16 protein-coding genes are annotated in these 14,242 nt (G+C 39.6%); 11 read left to right on the top strand and 5 right to left on the bottom strand.

Translation table 11 applies throughout. The features are described 5' to 3' along the window. The first annotated feature begins 84 nt into the window (after window positions 1–84). From AAEY55_RS07605 to AAEY55_RS07595, 3 genes are all read left to right on the top strand, one after another. On the top strand, window positions 85–1,692 hold the full coding sequence (locus tag AAEY55_RS07605; RefSeq protein WP_089369297.1) for a hypothetical protein: 1,608 nt from the start codon (window positions 85–87) through the stop codon (window positions 1,690–1,692). A 72-nt stretch (window positions 1,693–1,764) separates the two neighbouring features. Then, a complete protein-coding gene (locus AAEY55_RS07600; RefSeq protein WP_197182647.1) occupies window positions 1,765–4,488 on the top strand; it encodes a TonB-dependent receptor domain-containing protein in 2,724 nt (907 codons plus the stop codon). A gap of 274 nt (window positions 4,489–4,762) precedes the next feature. Then, window positions 4,763–5,110, top strand: a complete 348-nt coding sequence (locus tag AAEY55_RS07595; RefSeq protein ID WP_089369299.1) for a hypothetical protein — start codon at window positions 4,763–4,765, stop codon at window positions 5,108–5,110. A gap of 275 nt (window positions 5,111–5,385) precedes the next feature. On the opposite strand, the gene AAEY55_RS07590 is transcribed toward AAEY55_RS07595, so the two are convergent. Continuing rightward, window positions 5,386–5,583, bottom strand: a complete 198-nt coding sequence (locus AAEY55_RS07590) for a hypothetical protein (RefSeq protein ID WP_231618002.1) — start codon at window positions 5,581–5,583, stop codon at window positions 5,386–5,388. Window positions 5,584–5,850: 267 nt separating this feature from the next. Here AAEY55_RS07590 and asd point away from each other — a divergent pair, with 267 nt between their 5' ends. Further along, window positions 5,851–6,990 carry an aspartate-semialdehyde dehydrogenase gene (gene asd / locus AAEY55_RS07585; protein ID WP_058375120.1) on the top strand — a complete coding sequence of 380 codons (1,140 nt, stop codon included), beginning with the start codon at window positions 5,851–5,853 and terminating at the stop codon, window positions 6,988–6,990. 138 nt (window positions 6,991–7,128) lie between these two features. Here asd and AAEY55_RS07580 read toward each other — a convergent pair whose 3' ends face one another. Beyond that, window positions 7,129–7,938 carry an ion transporter gene (locus AAEY55_RS07580; RefSeq protein ID WP_172459253.1) on the bottom strand — a complete coding sequence of 270 codons (810 nt, stop codon included), beginning with the start codon at window positions 7,936–7,938 and terminating at the stop codon, window positions 7,129–7,131. Between the two features lie 80 nt (window positions 7,939–8,018). On the opposite strand from AAEY55_RS07580, the gene AAEY55_RS07575 reads away from it, so the two are divergent. From AAEY55_RS07575 to AAEY55_RS07555, 5 genes are all read left to right on the top strand, one after another. Then, window positions 8,019–8,231 carry a hypothetical protein gene (locus AAEY55_RS07575; protein WP_011330154.1) on the top strand — a complete coding sequence of 71 codons (213 nt, stop codon included), beginning with the start codon at window positions 8,019–8,021 and terminating at the stop codon, window positions 8,229–8,231. A 96-nt stretch (window positions 8,232–8,327) separates the two neighbouring features. Continuing rightward, window positions 8,328–8,609, top strand: a complete 282-nt coding sequence (locus tag AAEY55_RS07570; protein WP_350545725.1) for a hypothetical protein — start codon at window positions 8,328–8,330, stop codon at window positions 8,607–8,609. A 69-nt stretch (window positions 8,610–8,678) separates the two neighbouring features. Next, entirely contained in the window at window positions 8,679–8,870 is a 192-nt protein-coding gene (locus tag AAEY55_RS07565; RefSeq protein ID WP_011330156.1) for a YwbE family protein, read from the top strand. Continuing rightward, a complete protein-coding gene (locus AAEY55_RS07560; protein WP_011330157.1) occupies window positions 8,870–9,388 on the top strand; it encodes a DUF4240 domain-containing protein in 519 nt (172 codons plus the stop codon). Before AAEY55_RS07565 ends, AAEY55_RS07560 begins: the two co-directional genes overlap by 1 nt. 200 nt (window positions 9,389–9,588) lie before the next feature. Then, window positions 9,589–10,050 (top strand): hypothetical protein, encoded by a 462-nt coding sequence (locus AAEY55_RS07555; RefSeq protein ID WP_306288241.1) that lies wholly within the window; start codon window positions 9,589–9,591, stop codon window positions 10,048–10,050. Between the two features lie 18 nt (window positions 10,051–10,068). On the opposite strand, the gene AAEY55_RS07550 is transcribed toward AAEY55_RS07555, so the two are convergent. From AAEY55_RS07550 to AAEY55_RS07540, 3 genes are all read right to left on the bottom strand, one after another. Next, entirely contained in the window at window positions 10,069–11,328 is a 1,260-nt protein-coding gene (locus AAEY55_RS07550) for a Y-family DNA polymerase (RefSeq protein ID WP_350545721.1), read from the bottom strand. Beyond that, on the bottom strand, window positions 11,316–11,729 hold the full coding sequence (gene umuD / locus AAEY55_RS07545; RefSeq protein ID WP_011330160.1) for a translesion error-prone DNA polymerase V autoproteolytic subunit: 414 nt from the start codon (window positions 11,727–11,729) through the stop codon (window positions 11,316–11,318). The genes AAEY55_RS07550 and umuD overlap by 13 nt, the downstream gene beginning before the upstream one ends. 82 nt (window positions 11,730–11,811) lie before the next feature. After that, the gene (locus AAEY55_RS07540; protein ID WP_086999137.1) at window positions 11,812–12,231 is read right to left on the bottom strand and encodes a MarR family winged helix-turn-helix transcriptional regulator; all 420 of its coding nucleotides are present in this window, start codon (window positions 12,229–12,231) and stop codon (window positions 11,812–11,814) included. A gap of 120 nt (window positions 12,232–12,351) precedes the next feature. Between AAEY55_RS07540 and AAEY55_RS07535 the strand changes: the two genes are divergently transcribed. Further along, window positions 12,352–13,095: a siderophore-interacting protein gene (locus AAEY55_RS07535; RefSeq protein WP_350550683.1), complete on the top strand. Its 744-nt coding sequence runs from the start codon at window positions 12,352–12,354 to the stop codon at window positions 13,093–13,095. A 128-nt stretch (window positions 13,096–13,223) separates the two neighbouring features. Next, window positions 13,224–14,213, top strand: a complete 990-nt coding sequence (locus AAEY55_RS07530; protein WP_041455000.1) for an LLM class flavin-dependent oxidoreductase — start codon at window positions 13,224–13,226, stop codon at window positions 14,211–14,213. The last annotated feature ends 29 nt before the right edge of the window (window positions 14,214–14,242 follow it).

Genomic DNA, 14,242 nt, shown 5'->3' with positions numbered 1-14,242 from the left:
ATGCATGAGTGTCGTGCCTTAAAGTGACTTAAGTTATTACTTAATGCGCTAACAAAATAATTAAATACTTTAACGGAGTGAACAATGAAATTATCTGGCTTATTTACGGTTAGTCTAGTGGCTACTGCAATGACTTTAGCAGGCTGTGGCGGTGGTGATATTAACGTTACACCGACTACAGTTGATAACAGTGTAGACAATTCAGTGACTAACCCAGGTGGTGATAATGGTGGCGATACAATAAGTTGTGCCACATACACATTAGATGGAGCTACATTTACGGGTGAAGCAGAAGGCATTAACTGTTTATACAGCCAAGCATTTGCAAGTAATGCAAAAGAAATTACAAGCTCTTTTGTTATCCCTGCGCTAGACGATGGCGGTGCCCATGTATTTGAAGGTGCTTTATTTATTGGTGACGATGTAGACACATCTACTGGCGCCACTATTGATGTTAATGGCCCAACATTGTCTATTGAAGCAGGCGCTACCATTGCGTTTACCAAGCCAGAGAGTTTTATTCGTATTGCTCGCGGTGCAAATATTGAAGCAATTGGTGAAGTAGATAAGCCAATTATTTTCACAAGCATTAAAGAAGTTGATGGTGATGATTCTACCACCGCTCAAATTGGGGATTGGGGTGGTGTTCAGGTAAATGGACGTGGTCATTCTATTCGTTGTACAGCAACAGCTGCGGCACAAGACATGTGTAACCACTCAGCTGAAGGTATTGTATCTTATTACGGTGGTAATGATCCGCAAGATAGTAGCGGTATTCTAAAGCATATTGTTATTAAGTATGCAGGATTTGGTGTTGAAGGTGATGAGCTAAATGGTTTAACACTAAATGCTGTTGGCTCAGGCACAACAATTGATTATGTCCATGTACATAATGGTTTTGATGATGGTATAGAGCTCTTTGGTGGTAGTGTTAACCTTAAACACATCGTTGTTACTGATACAGGCGATGATGGTATTGACTGGGATGAGGGTTGGAAAGGCTATGGACAGTACATTCTTGTCCGTTCAAATGAATATGGAAATCATGGTTTTGAAACAGATGGCGCAAAAGTTGATCCATTATCTGCAGACGCACAAGATTTAGTAACGACTGTTTCTAATCCAACTATTGCTAATGCAACCGTTGTTACTACTGGTGACCAAGGTGCTGAAGGGCGTCGTACTGGTGCCGGTATGGAAATGAAAGAATGGGGTAAAGCGCAATTAGCTAATATGCTGTTTGTAAACTCATCATCTGTAGATGGTGCTGGCTGTTTTGATTTATATAATGAAAAAGATAAATCAGGAGATGCTGGTGTGCATACCAATGCAAACAACGGTGATATCGCATTTATGAGTTCAATATTTGCGTGTGGTAAGAATTTTGAAGACGTAAATACTCCTTTAACAGGCGCGTTAGCAAGCTTTGATATCAATACCTGGTTTACTGGTGGCGAAAATAACCAGCTGATTGGTTTTGCTGATTTTGCAAATGTGCTTGGTGCTGATGGTGTTTCAACTGCAGCAACTATTACAGATTCACAAGGTACTGCGGTAGCTACAACAGCTAAAGACATGAGTGAGGTTGACTCTTTCTTTACTAACGCAGGCTACATTGGTGCACTTAAAGAAGGTGAATCAAGTGAATGGGCTGATTTTGTAGCTGCATCTTTACAACGCGCTAGTAATTAATCTAGACCGGCTCTAATTATAAGGCGCTCTGGCGCCTTTTTTAAGGGAATTTTAGGTTTAGAGGATATAAATATGAAACATCAAAAGCAGTTTAAAACTAATCTAATAACGTTATCTCTGCTCTCCCTTTTTTCTTCATTTAATTCTTTTGCTGAACAGGCACAAGAAATAATCAATGAAGAAGCGATAGAAGAAGTTGTTGCAACAGGTACACGCCTTAAAGGCAGTGCTAGTGCCGTAATTGATGAACGTAAAAACCAGGCATTTGTTGCTGATATAATGGGTTCAGAGCAAATATCTAGAACAGGTGATAGCGATGCCGCTTCTGCACTTCGCCGTGTTACAGGCTTATCGTTAGTTAACGATAAGTTTATTTATGTACGCGGTTTAGGTGAGCGTTACTCAAGCGTGCGTTTAAATGGCGCGGTTGTTCCAAGCCCAGATCTGACTCGAAATGTAATTCCACTTGATATTTTCCCATCAAGTATTATTGAATCTTTAGCTGTTCAAAAAGCCTATTCGCCTAATATGCCTGCGGCTTTTGGTGGTGGTGACGTTAATATCAGGACGAAAAGCATTCCAAGTGATACTTTATTTAAAGTTGAGATTGGTGCTAGCTATAAAGATACAAACGATGAAGGCTACACATACAATGGCGGCAGTGACGACTGGTTAGGTAAAGATGATGGTACACGCGCATTACCTGGAGCCGTTAAAACGGCGCTAAATACCTATATCAATGGCTTGTCTGATATCTCATACAGAAATATAAGAGATGTCGAGTCAAGACGTCAGGGGACTGATATTGGTCAAGCAGCTGCAATAGACTTAAATAAAAGTTTATCAAAAGCACTACCAAGAGATTTTGGCTTAGAAAAAGAAAGCTTAAACCCTGATGCAGACATTAAAGCTGTTTATGGCGACCGATTTGATAACTTATTTGGCCTAGACGGATCTTTTGGTTTCTTAGCATCAGTTGCTTATGAAAATGAATGGTCTAATGCAGAGAAGTTTAGCGCAGTACTTTCTTCTGTTGACGCATCTGAATCTGAATGTTCAAAAGATGATTTTACTTGTTACTCTGCCACAGAGAAAGAAGTATCAACCAAGCATAATATAAAATTAAATAGCTCTCTAAATTTAGGTTATAAAATTGGCGGCCATGATTTAACAGCTACCTATATGATGCTACGAGATACTGAAGATGAAGCTTCTGTTTCGCTTTACCAAGAGCCTTCAAAGTCATTAAGCATTGATGCTGGGCAATTACAGCGAAGCCACTTAACCTCTTTTGAGGAACGGGAACTTGAAATACTTCAACTTCGTGGAATGCACAATTTAGAGTGGAGTTTTCTTGAAGGTGTCGGTGTAGATTGGCAATACACTGATTCAACAGCGACGACGAGTATACCCGGCGAGCTTGAAGTAACGGTGCGTGATGAGTACGCCGATGGCGAATATCAACGTACTTTTTATAATGGTAGCTTAGGTGGCAACCCTTATTTGTATCGATTTGTTGAGCTAGAAGACGATGTTGAAAACTGGGGCGTTAATATTAATAAAGTTTTTTACTTTGAGAACGCCGAAGTTGAAATCGCGGGTGGCGGCTATTTTGTTGAAAAAACGCGTGATTACCGCACAGACTTTTTTAACTATCGTTTTAGCCAAACACAGTCTTTAGATTTAGCACAAAGTGAAGAAGAAGCACTGTCAATTGGTAGTTTCTTTGCAAATGATGCTGTGATCGATTCAACGGATTTAGAGTTATTGTTTCAAGAACCTACAGCCGATGATTACTTAGCAGCGCAAATGATTGATGCTTATTATGGCTCTTTTGATATCACTTTTGCTCAAGATTGGCGTTTAAGTGGTGGTGTGCGTTACGAGGATTTCCGCCAAGTTGCCCTCGCTTTTTCTCGCTCAGCATTCGATCCTGCTTTATTGGCAGATAAATTAAGTGCAGATGCAATAAAACAAGCAAGTGTGATGGAAGATGAGTATTTTACTTCATTATCCATGACATACAGTCAGCAGTCGTACCAGGTTCGTTTTGGCTATGGCAGCACGGTTGTTCGTCCTGACTTGCGTGAGTTAAGCCCTGTTCAATTCCAAGATCCGTTGACCGGTTATCGAACGCTTGGTAATCCATTCTTAGAATCTAGTTACCTAGATAACTTTGATGCACGTATCGAATTTTATATGGACAATGGTGATAACTACTCAGTTGGCGCATTCTATAAAGATATAGATAACCCAATCGAAGCATTATTAACCGAAAGTGACGGCCGTTTTACGCTGCAGTTTGACAATGCAGATACAGCCTATGTTTACGGTATAGAAGCAGAATGGTTAACTGAGTTGCATAGTGATTTATTAGGAGGTGCTTTTTTTACTTCTGGTAATTTAACAGTAAGTGATTCAGAAGTTGAAATTGCACAAGAGCAGCGCGCTGACCTTACTAATCTAAAGCGACGCATGACTGGCCACTCAAAGTATGTTGCCAACTTACAATTGAATTACGATTCGCATGATGGCATGCACCAAGCTTCAGTTATTTATAACGTATTTGGTGACCGTATTTTAGCTGCGGGTGTTAACAATTTTGATGACGCTTACGAACAACCTTTAAACTCGTTAGACATGGTTTATAGTTACTACCCAACGTTCAATACTACATTAACACTTAAAGTGAAAAATATGTTGGGACAAAACTTTGAAGTAGAACAAAATGATGTGCTAATTCGTTCTCAAGAAACGCCTAGAGAGCTGAGTTTAAGCTTTAGCTATGAGTTTTAAACCCCTTGAACGACTAAAATAAGCCGTTACAACCTAGCCCTGCCATATGTAGGGCTTTTTACTACCTCAGTTTTAAACGCAGTTATAGTTTAATATTGATTATATAAATGATGTTTTTATATCTCTTTTAACTTAAACATTATTCACTTCATACACACACTCTCTCTAAATCATTTAACTTTAATAACTCTTTAACAAATAACACATAATTGTTGTTTATATTTAACAGGCTGTAATTAAGTTTTATAATTTTATTTTAAAAGGAATAATATCCATGAATTTAATAAGAAAGGTTATTAGCTCAGTTGTTATAGTTGGTTCTTTTGGTTTTGCGAATGATGCTCTAGCTGCAAGATCATGTTCTGTTATTGTTGATGATATCCAGCTAAATCATTCTCAGGTAATTGTGAAAACAACTAATAGTATTACTCACATGGCTAATGACAAGTTAACTTTAGCTTATCAAGACACTCAATTTGGCCAGATCTTAGAAAAGCTTGCTGAAGCAAAAAGTTTAGAAACGCCTGTAAAAATTTATATACTTGAGGAGTTTAATGGTGATGATGCGCGCAGTTGTAGTGATAGCGTTACTGACTATATAGGATCAGTTCATCGCTTCTAATGTACTAAATTGTTTGTAGCCCCATAATTAGTATAGGGCTACAATTTTATATACTACTGACACTTTATAGTTGCATAAAGTTGATAGCATTGGTTTTTACTACCAGTGCTTTTCATTGTCCATAATTGGTTATACCAATCAAAGTTACCATAAGCGCTTTCATCCTCTCCGCAGGTAATTGTGCTTCCAGAAATTTCTTGATTGTGACCACGCTCTTCACAAAATTGATTTCCATTTGTAGAACCCACAAAAAACAGCTCTAAGCGCCCATTTATTCAAACCTTTGGTGCGTAATAGGTTGTTGCAGTATTTACCAATATGCCTTGTTGCTGTTCCATATTTATTTCTGCGCGCTCAAAGGATACTTTTTCATTTTCTTTTAGCGTTACTGTGCTTGCTGAAAGCGTAGTATCTGCAAATACATTAAGTGATACTGAACTTAAAGTAAGTAGAGCAAGAGTGAATGTCTTCATTATCTTTTCCTTAGTTAAATGTAGAATTACACAAAACATCTTTATTCAATGTGTCTATTAAGCGTGGTAAATATAAGTTTCAACAAGGTTAAGCTTTTATTAAAGTTTAAAATAAGCACTGCATGCCTTTGCATTTTTTACACTATGAAAAAAATTTGAGTTCTACTTTATTCACTAGTTTTAGCCGTCTACGAGTGTTAGTTTAGCGTTAATGAAAATTAAATCTCACGCAATGAATTTAATTTTTAATGTATTAAGGCATCTTTTATGAATCAAATAATGGAACTCACAATGAAAAAAGTAGGATTAGTCGGTTGGCGTGGCATGGTTGGCTCTGTGTTATTAGAGCGTATGAAGCAACAAAGTGATTTTGCACTTATCGACACCACCTTTTTCACCACCTCACAAGCGGGCCAATTAGGCCCAGATATTGCGGGCGAAGCAAAGCCGTTACTCGATGCCAGCAATATTTCCGAACTGGCTAAAATGGATATTATTGTTACCTGCCAAGGTGGCGATTACACTAATGCTGTTTATCCACAATTGCGCGAGTCGGGTTGGGATGGTTATTGGATAGATGCAGCGTCGGCACTGCGTATGGCTAACGACAGCATTATAGTACTCGATCCGGTCAATAAAGACGTTATTGAGCAAGGTTTATCACAAGGTGTTAAAACCTTTGTAGGCGGTAACTGTACGGTTTCTCTTATGCTGCTTGCACTGGGCGGTTTATTTGAGCAAGACTTAATAGAATGGGTAAGCCCCATGACCTATCAAGCTGCGTCGGGCGCGGGTGCGCGCAACATGAAAGAGTTAATTGCACAAATGGGCGCAATTCATCAAAGTGTTGCCGAGCAACTTGCAAATCCAAGCGCTGCTATTTTAGAAATAGATAAAATAGTCAGTGAAAAAATGGCATCAGATTCACTGCCGCAAGATCAGTTTGGTGTGCCACTCGCGGGAAGTTTAATTCCATGGATTGATGTGCCTATGCCAAGTGGCCAAAGTAAAGAAGAATGGAAAGCGCAAGTTGAAGCGAATAAAATTTTAGGCTCGGCTAAGCAACCTATTCCAATAGATGGTTTATGTGTGCGTATTGGTGCTATGCGTTGTCATTCACAAGCAATGACCATTAAATTACGTGAAGATATTAGCGTTGCCAAAATAGAGCAAATCTTAGAATCGCATAACGAGTGGGTAAAGGTTATTCCTAATGAGCGCGACATTAGCACTACCGACCTAACCCCAGTTAAAGTCACCGGTACACTGAGTATTCCAATTGGGCGTATTCGTAAATTAGCCATGGGGCCTAAATATATTAGCGCCTTTACTGTTGGCGATCAGCTGTTATGGGGTGCTGCAGAGCCGCTACGTCGTATGCTTCGCATAATTGTTGATAGCGAATAATAGCAATTTAATGTAACTGCTATAAACGCTTAAATTGTTTTATAAAAAAAGGGTTAGCGATTGGCTAACCCTTTTTATTTTAAATGCTAAATTAATTATTTTTCAATTTAGAATTATTAAGCTGGTGGCTGTAAATAATTAATACTCTTTTTCTTTGAGTAATGACTTTAGATCAGCAATTTGTGCTTGCAAGGCGTTTACTTGCCCTTGTGTCGCGGGCAGTGAGTCGTTATCGGCCAGCTCATCGCGGGCATTTTTGTGCTCTTGCGACATCACTTCTAAAATAGCGCCAACCATCATATTTAAAAATACAAACGCAGTTAAAAATATAAAGGTTAAGTAGTAAATCCAGCTAAGTTTATAAACCAGCATGGTTTCGTACATTACGTCGGTCCAATCTTCAAACGTGGCAATTCTGAACAAGGTCAACATAGATATTGATACATCACCCCACAATACGGGGTTTATATGTGCAAACATCATACTGCCTATAGCGGCGTAAATATAAAAAATAACAAACATCAGCAGGGCTATGTAACCCATTTGCGGAATAGCTTTAAGTAAAGCGTTAACTAATAAACGCAGCTCGGGGACCATAGACACCAGCCGCAATACACGAAATATTCGCAATAAGCGTGCAATTAGCATACTTGAGCCTGCCGCAGGGTATAAGCTACCTAGTACGATAAGGGTGTCGAAAATATTCCAACCTTTGGAGAAAAAATCTTTGATACCTTTACTGGCAATAAAGCGAATTACGAGTTCAATTAAAAAGAACGCCGTAATGCCTATATCCATCCAATTAAGGACAATTTCTACCGTTGGCGGAAGAGAATAGGTGTGAGCACCTACGGTAAGAGCAGAAACAACAATTACAGCAATAACAAATGATTGAAATAGTTTGCTTTTATCTATACGCTGAAACTGCTTTTGCAACTGCGGCAACATCATAATAAGTCCTGTACAAAGTAAGGTTTTTTGAGGCGCTTAATATACAGTTTTTACCTTCTAAAGTGTAAGGAATTTTAATGATTATCAATAAACTAAACGCGAGTTTACTGTTTGTAGCCGGTTTGAGTTTGCTCGCTGGCTGCAGCTCTGATGCACGCTTTCATGAAATACAATCTGCACGTCTTGATGAGTGTAACTACAAAGCAGACAAAGAATATTACGAATGCCTTAAATTACAAGAGGCTAATTTTGAAGAGTTTAAAAAACAACGAGCCGAAAACACTCAGTAACGCTTATTCAATCACTCTTATTAAATAACGGCTATTAAGCGTTATTACTATTTAATTTCAAATACTAATAAATTAAGAGGTTATGGCTAAAAAATTATGACAAAAACTCAAAAACAGCGTGATAAGCAAATACGCCAAGTACTGACTATTGCCTGTGAAAATATAAAACAAACCGATTTTGGCTTTGCTTATTTAACACATACCGTTGATTTAAATAACGAAGCTAACACCTTAAAAGTTCAATGCTATTTTAACGATGACCTAGCGTATCAAAAAAGCGAGTTACATTTTGACGCGCTTAAAAATGAGGTCACACAACAGCTTGCAACAATTGGTTTGGCTATTAAAGCAGCGAACATTTCGTTTTTAGTCGATTAACCTTTGTTAGGTTGGTTTGTGTATGCTTGGAGGCTATAATTGGCCAAATTATTTTTTAGAGTATAAATTATGGCTGTCCCTACTCGTTCGCAAATCTCCCCTGGTACAAAAGTAAATATCGTATTAAAAGAAGATCAACGCAGTGGCACATTAACGCAAGGTGTGGTTGAGCGTTTATTAACAAAGTCACCAAACCATCCTCATGGTATTAAAGTACGTTTAGACGATGGCCAAGTAGGCCGAGTGAAAGAGATCTTATAATGAGCACTTTAACAGAACAGGCTTTTTGGGATTTAGTAACCGCCCCCGATTTAGGGCTCGATCCGCAAAATGTGAGTGATAACTTAAAGCTTAAACTGCACGATTTAACCGATCAGCAGTTAATTGAGTTTGATAAATTCTTTGGTATTTGTATGCGTAAATGCTACACCTGGGATTTATTTGGCGCAGCATTTGTAATGGCCGGTTGTAACGACGAATATGGTTTTAGTGAGTTTAGATGCTGGTTAATATCGCGCGGCGCAGACGTGTTCGAAAGTGCTTTACTCAACCCCGATTCAATTGCCGCCTGTACGCCTGTGTATCATGTTAACGAGCAGCCTTATCCGTACATTGATGAATACGACTTAATTGCTGGTTTACTTTACGAGGAGCGTAACGATGACGAACTGCCATTTATTCCCTCAGGAAGTGACGAGCCAAGAGGCAAACGCTTTAAAGACAAAGCTAAGTTTTTAAAGCAAAGCTATCCGCTGTTATTTGCTAAGTACTGGCAGTAATATTTTCACACCCTAATCGTTTTATTTTTTACTGCGTATAAAAACGCTTAGGGTGTGTAGCGCCTTTTTAAAGCAACACGACTTCTCTCCTTTTAAAGTAAATCTCTGTTATAGTTATAAAAGTTATAAAAGTTATAAAAGTTAAGCAACCAAGCATTTCGCTATTATTTAACCCACTAATTCGAGGATACAACCACTTAATGAAATACTTAACACTTGCTTTATTAGCTATTGCTTTTACCAGCGCTCATGCAGTTGCAACCCCAAGTAATAAAAGCCGTTTTATTCCGCTTTTAAAAACAAAACTGGGTGCCTATGAGGTGGTGTCGGCTAATTCAGCGTTATGCGTTAATAGCCAATTGAGTTTAGTAAATCCAGATAATGAAGATGCCGGTTTTACTTTAGGTGGGCAAATTATTTTTGACTCATTACATAACGGAACACAAACGGTTAAAAAGCCCGATTTTTGTTTTGTTACTAGCTCATTAAAATACAAAAGCGACGGCATTGAAAACGGCTTAAGAATGAGTCGCTGCGAAAATCCAGCTAACGAAAAAATAATTAGCCAAAGCATTTACTTTTTAGCTAACGACACACTTAAATATACTTTAAGTCAGCCAAGCGTTGCATGCACTTTTAAAAAAGTGCCCGACAGTCAGTAACGCATAGGTAAGCTGTACTTACTCACAATATATTTTGGGTATATCACGCCAGCGCGTGGTGTACTGCGGGGATAAAAAATTCCTGTTCATATGCCAACCTTCATTTAATTTACTGCTTGCTAAACTAAGCATTCCTTTACCGTAGCGTTTATTTATTGCATCAAGACAATTCATTAGTGGTGGATTGTCGGTGCGTTCATTAAATAAATCGTCTTGTTGAAATTGCTGCGCAATAAGCTCTAAAGCACCTACACCACATTTATAATAGCGAATACCCGGCTGGTATATTTGCTCAAACACTTGAGATACAGCATTAGCCATTACGCAGGTGTCGTTAGTGGGGCTGGCAAATGTATACATATACGACTTTTTATAAAAAACGCTTTCGTGAGACGAGCTCGCCGCAAAAATATAAAGTTGTTTGGTAAGCGATTTTTGCTTTCTTAATTTACTAGCAACCACAGTAACGTGATTAATTAACGCGGTTTTAAGTGCCGTTGGCTCGTATATACGCTCACCAAAGCTTCGGGTCGAAAATATCTCGCGCTTATCTTGGCGTACGTCGTCCCAATTTAAGCAAGGTATGCCATTAAGCTCATTTACAGTGCGCTCTACCACCACACTAAATGCACGGCGCATACTGTTAGGGTTTTGCTGCGCTAATTGCCATGCAGTGTGTATGTTCATTACTTTTAATTTTTTTGCTAAACGCTTACCAATACCCCATATATCTTGGCAACTCATTCTTTGTAAAATAGCTTTACGGCTTGCTTCGCAGTTAATAACAGCGACGCCATTAAATCCGGATAATTTTTTAGCGGCATGGTTTGCCGCTTTTGCTAAAGTAGCCGTAGAGCCAAAGCCAACACCAACGGGGAGCTTAGTTTCGCGCCATACGGTGCGCCTAATAGTGTGCCCGTATGCAAACCAGTCATTAATAACAGGGGTGTAACCGTTAAAGTGTAAAAATGATTCGTCGATACTGTATACGTGTTGCACGTCGCAAAAACGGCCAATAACGTTCATCATTTTGTCGCTTAAATCTGCGTATAGCTCGTAATTACTAGAACGAATTACTACATTATTTTGCGCAAGTAACTGCTTAACTTTAAAGTAAGGCGCAAATTTAGGAATATTTAAACGCCGAGCAATGGGGCAAACCGCGCATATGCAACCGTCGTTATTGGTAAGCACCACCACAGGTTTTGAGCGAATAGCCGGATCGAATACTTTTTCAGCACTGGCATAAAAGGCCACCGCGTCTACTAGGGCATACATAACAGTAACTCAGGGCTTTGGCGGTGCAGGCGAATTGAGCGTGTCACTACGCCCTCAAGCTGAAACTCATCGCAGGAGGTTAGTTGTACTGGTTTATACAAAGGGGATGCCGAGAGCAGCCGAGCATTGGTTTTATCAAGTAGCTTACACACAAATAAGCCATTTAAATTAGCAACTATAACGTCGCCATTTTTAGCCTGTTCAGCGCGGTCTACTATTAGCAAGTCACCTTCAAAAATACCCACGTCTTGCATTGAGCTGCCAGAGGCAACGCCAATAAAAGTGGCGTCGGGGTGCTTTATTAATAGCTCATCAAGCGACACACCAAGCTCGCTATATGGTGCAGCAGGCGATTCAAACCCGCACACACCCGCTTCTATATAAATGGGAATAACAAACATAAAGATAAACCAAAACGCATATACTGTACAAGTATACAGTATATGCGTTTTGTTTTACTTTTGCCAAGTAATGAATGAAAGATCACTGCATGTTTTTGATCATTGTTTGTGCGGTATTTAAGAAGTCGTTGATTTGCGTCGAGTTTAAATTTTTACACATTTGCTCGTTAACCTGGCGCTCGGCACTTAGTAATTTGTTAAAAAGCGCAGTGCCAGAGGCAGTAAAAGAGACAATAAAACAGCGTTTATCGTGCTCACTGGCACATTTGTTGATTAAATTTAATGCTAAAAGCTCTTTAATTAAGCGGGCAATTTGTGCTTTGTCGCGTTGAGTTTGGGTAACAATATCGTTAGCAGTACACTGCGGCGTTGCTGCAATAATATGCAAGCAACGCACATGCATAGCGTTTAAACCAAGGTCGTTCGCATTAATCGCATCACGCGTTGTTACGCGGTAGCTTTGCATTAGCATAAAGAGTGTATTAGGTAGAGATGATTTCATAGTAATTACCAAATGGTTGACAATATCAATTAAATTGCTATAGTTGATTTTATCAACCAATGGGGCGTTGTGCAAATGTTGCTGCATGCAATTTAAACTTTTTGTAAAACGAGGTAATACATGAGTAGACAAATACGCAAAGCGCAGGTGCTAAGTACGAAGCAAATTACACCGCACTTACAACGCATTGTGGTAGGTTCTGATGAATTTAAAGATCTTACGCCAAGTTACATAGGCCACTATGTAAAAGTGTTACTGCCCCATAATGGTGAACTTGATTTAAACATAAAAACGGCGCTTATGCGCTCCTATACTATTAACCATGTTAATGAGCAAACGGGGGCGCTCACGCTCGACTTTGTAATTAATATGCATCAAGGTCCTGCTACAAACTGGGCGCAAACAGCAAAAGTAGGAGACACCCTAGCCATAGCTGGCCCGGGCTCTAAAAAACTCGATAATTATAGCCATTCGCACTACGTACTCCTTGGCGACTTAACTTCAGTTAATGCAGTGAAAGGCTATGCTCAGCAGTTACCGCATAGCGCGAAAATTGATATGTTTATTCATGCTCCTAGCGCTCAAGACATTATTAGTTTAGATACGCCGCGCACTGTAAATTGGCTCGTTACCAATACCCCAGATGAAAGCATGCTAAATGCATTAAACAGTTTAAAAATAGGTGTACAGCCCCCAATTGTTTTTATGGCGCTAGAGGCAGGTTTAGTGCGCAAAGTAAAAGCTAAACTTAATGAGCTATACGCCATACCACGTACGTATATTGTGGCATCGGGTTATTGGAAAAAAGGGCTAAATTCAGAGAGCTATAAACAGCAACGTCAGCAAGCGGCACAACCCGCTTAAATATGCTCAGGTTATTTAGTGTTTAGCACCTTTAGTATCTTGAATTACAGGTAACGCACACCCATCTCTAGTTTTTATGCTTGTGGTTATAGCACACCATAAGCATGCCATTTATAGGAGCTGCTATTTTGTTATCTAATATTCCCTTTTCGTTATTAGAGCTTGCCCCGATGCCCAAAGGGGCAACGGTATCCGAAACACTACATAAAAGTACTAAATACGCTCAAAGAGCCGACGAACTAGGTTTTAATCGCTTTTGGTTAGCAGAGCACCATAATATGCCAGGCATTATATGTGCAGCTACCTCTATTTTAGTGGGCCATATAGCCAGTAAAACAGATCGAATACGTGTAGGCTCGGGGGGGATTATGCTGCCGAATCACTCGCCATTAGTTGTAGCCGAACAATTTGGTACATTAGAGAGCTTATACCCAGGGCGTATTGATTTAGGGCTTGGCCGTGCACCAGGAAGCGATCCTATTACGAGTAGAGCTTTAAATTCAGACATGAGCCGAGCAGAGCGCTTCCCTCAAGAAGTAACCGAACTGCAAACCTTATTAGGGCCTTATAATGGCACTCACCCAATACGGGCTATACCCGGTGAGGATACCAATATACCTATTTGGTTATTAGGCTCAAGCTTATTTAGCGCGCAACTTGCAGCGCAAAAAGGGTTACCGTATGTATTTGCAGGGCACTTTGCTCCGCGCTTTTTGTACGATGCCATAGAGTTGTATAAGCGTGAATTTAAACCTTCAAAGGTACTTGATAAGCCATACATAATGCTGGCGTTACCGCTGATAGCAGCCGATACCGACGAAGAAGCACAATACCTATCGACCACTTCGCAACAGCGGGTACTTGCGCTAATGCGTGGCAGTGAATTATGGCTGCAACCACCTGTTGACTCTATGGACGGCCTATGGAGCGAGCAAGAGCGTGCACAAGTGGAAAACTTTTTAAGTTTAAGTGTAATAGGCGGGCATGTAAGTATAAGACACAAGTTAGAAATGATAGTAAAAGAGCTGGGCGTTGATGAATTTATATTTACCAACGATTTATACGACAGCGAAAAACGCCATAGAGCTATCGAAATTTTAATGGAATTAAAACGTTAAGTTTCATTTGGTTAAGCAGGCGTACACCT

It is taken from the genome of Pseudoalteromonas sp. 120-MNA-CIBAN-0494 (assembly GCF_040308885.1).
In the GTDB taxonomy this organism is placed as follows: domain Bacteria; phylum Pseudomonadota; class Gammaproteobacteria; order Enterobacterales; family Alteromonadaceae; genus Pseudoalteromonas; species Pseudoalteromonas nigrifaciens.
Note: the sequence above shows the minus strand (reverse complement) of the source record. Positions and strands in the feature narration are given on the sequence as shown.

What these genes read in the sequence shown, in the direction of transcription:
- AAEY55_RS07580 (WP_172459253.1), bottom strand. Translation starts at nt 7,938, where the DNA reads ATGTTGCCGCAGTTGCAAAAGCAGTTTCAGCGTATAGATAAAAGCAAA.
- umuD (WP_011330160.1), bottom strand. Translation starts at nt 11,729, where the DNA reads ATGTTTGTTATTCCCATTTATATAGAAGCGGGTGTGTGCGGGTTTGAA.
- AAEY55_RS07575 (WP_011330154.1), top strand. Translation starts at nt 8,019, where the DNA reads ATGATTATCAATAAACTAAACGCGAGTTTACTGTTTGTAGCCGGTTTG.
- AAEY55_RS07570 (WP_350545725.1), top strand. Translation starts at nt 8,328, where the DNA reads ATGACAAAAACTCAAAAACAGCGTGATAAGCAAATACGCCAAGTACTG.
- AAEY55_RS07555 (WP_306288241.1), top strand. Translation starts at nt 9,589, where the DNA reads ATGAAATACTTAACACTTGCTTTATTAGCTATTGCTTTTACCAGCGCT.
- AAEY55_RS07595 (WP_089369299.1), top strand. Translation starts at nt 4,763, where the DNA reads ATGAATTTAATAAGAAAGGTTATTAGCTCAGTTGTTATAGTTGGTTCT.
- asd (WP_058375120.1), top strand. Translation starts at nt 5,851, where the DNA reads ATGAATCAAATAATGGAACTCACAATGAAAAAAGTAGGATTAGTCGGT.
- AAEY55_RS07550 (WP_350545721.1), bottom strand. Translation starts at nt 11,328, where the DNA reads ATGTATGCCCTAGTAGACGCGGTGGCCTTTTATGCCAGTGCTGAAAAA.
- AAEY55_RS07590 (WP_231618002.1), bottom strand. Translation starts at nt 5,583, where the DNA reads ATGAAGACATTCACTCTTGCTCTACTTACTTTAAGTTCAGTATCACTT.
- AAEY55_RS07540 (WP_086999137.1), bottom strand. Translation starts at nt 12,231, where the DNA reads ATGAAATCATCTCTACCTAATACACTCTTTATGCTAATGCAAAGCTAC.
- AAEY55_RS07600 (WP_197182647.1), top strand. Translation starts at nt 1,765, where the DNA reads ATGAAACATCAAAAGCAGTTTAAAACTAATCTAATAACGTTATCTCTG.
- AAEY55_RS07605 (WP_089369297.1), top strand. Translation starts at nt 85, where the DNA reads ATGAAATTATCTGGCTTATTTACGGTTAGTCTAGTGGCTACTGCAATG.
- AAEY55_RS07565 (WP_011330156.1), top strand. Translation starts at nt 8,679, where the DNA reads ATGGCTGTCCCTACTCGTTCGCAAATCTCCCCTGGTACAAAAGTAAAT.
- AAEY55_RS07535 (WP_350550683.1), top strand. Translation starts at nt 12,352, where the DNA reads ATGAGTAGACAAATACGCAAAGCGCAGGTGCTAAGTACGAAGCAAATT.
- AAEY55_RS07560 (WP_011330157.1), top strand. Translation starts at nt 8,870, where the DNA reads ATGAGCACTTTAACAGAACAGGCTTTTTGGGATTTAGTAACCGCCCCC.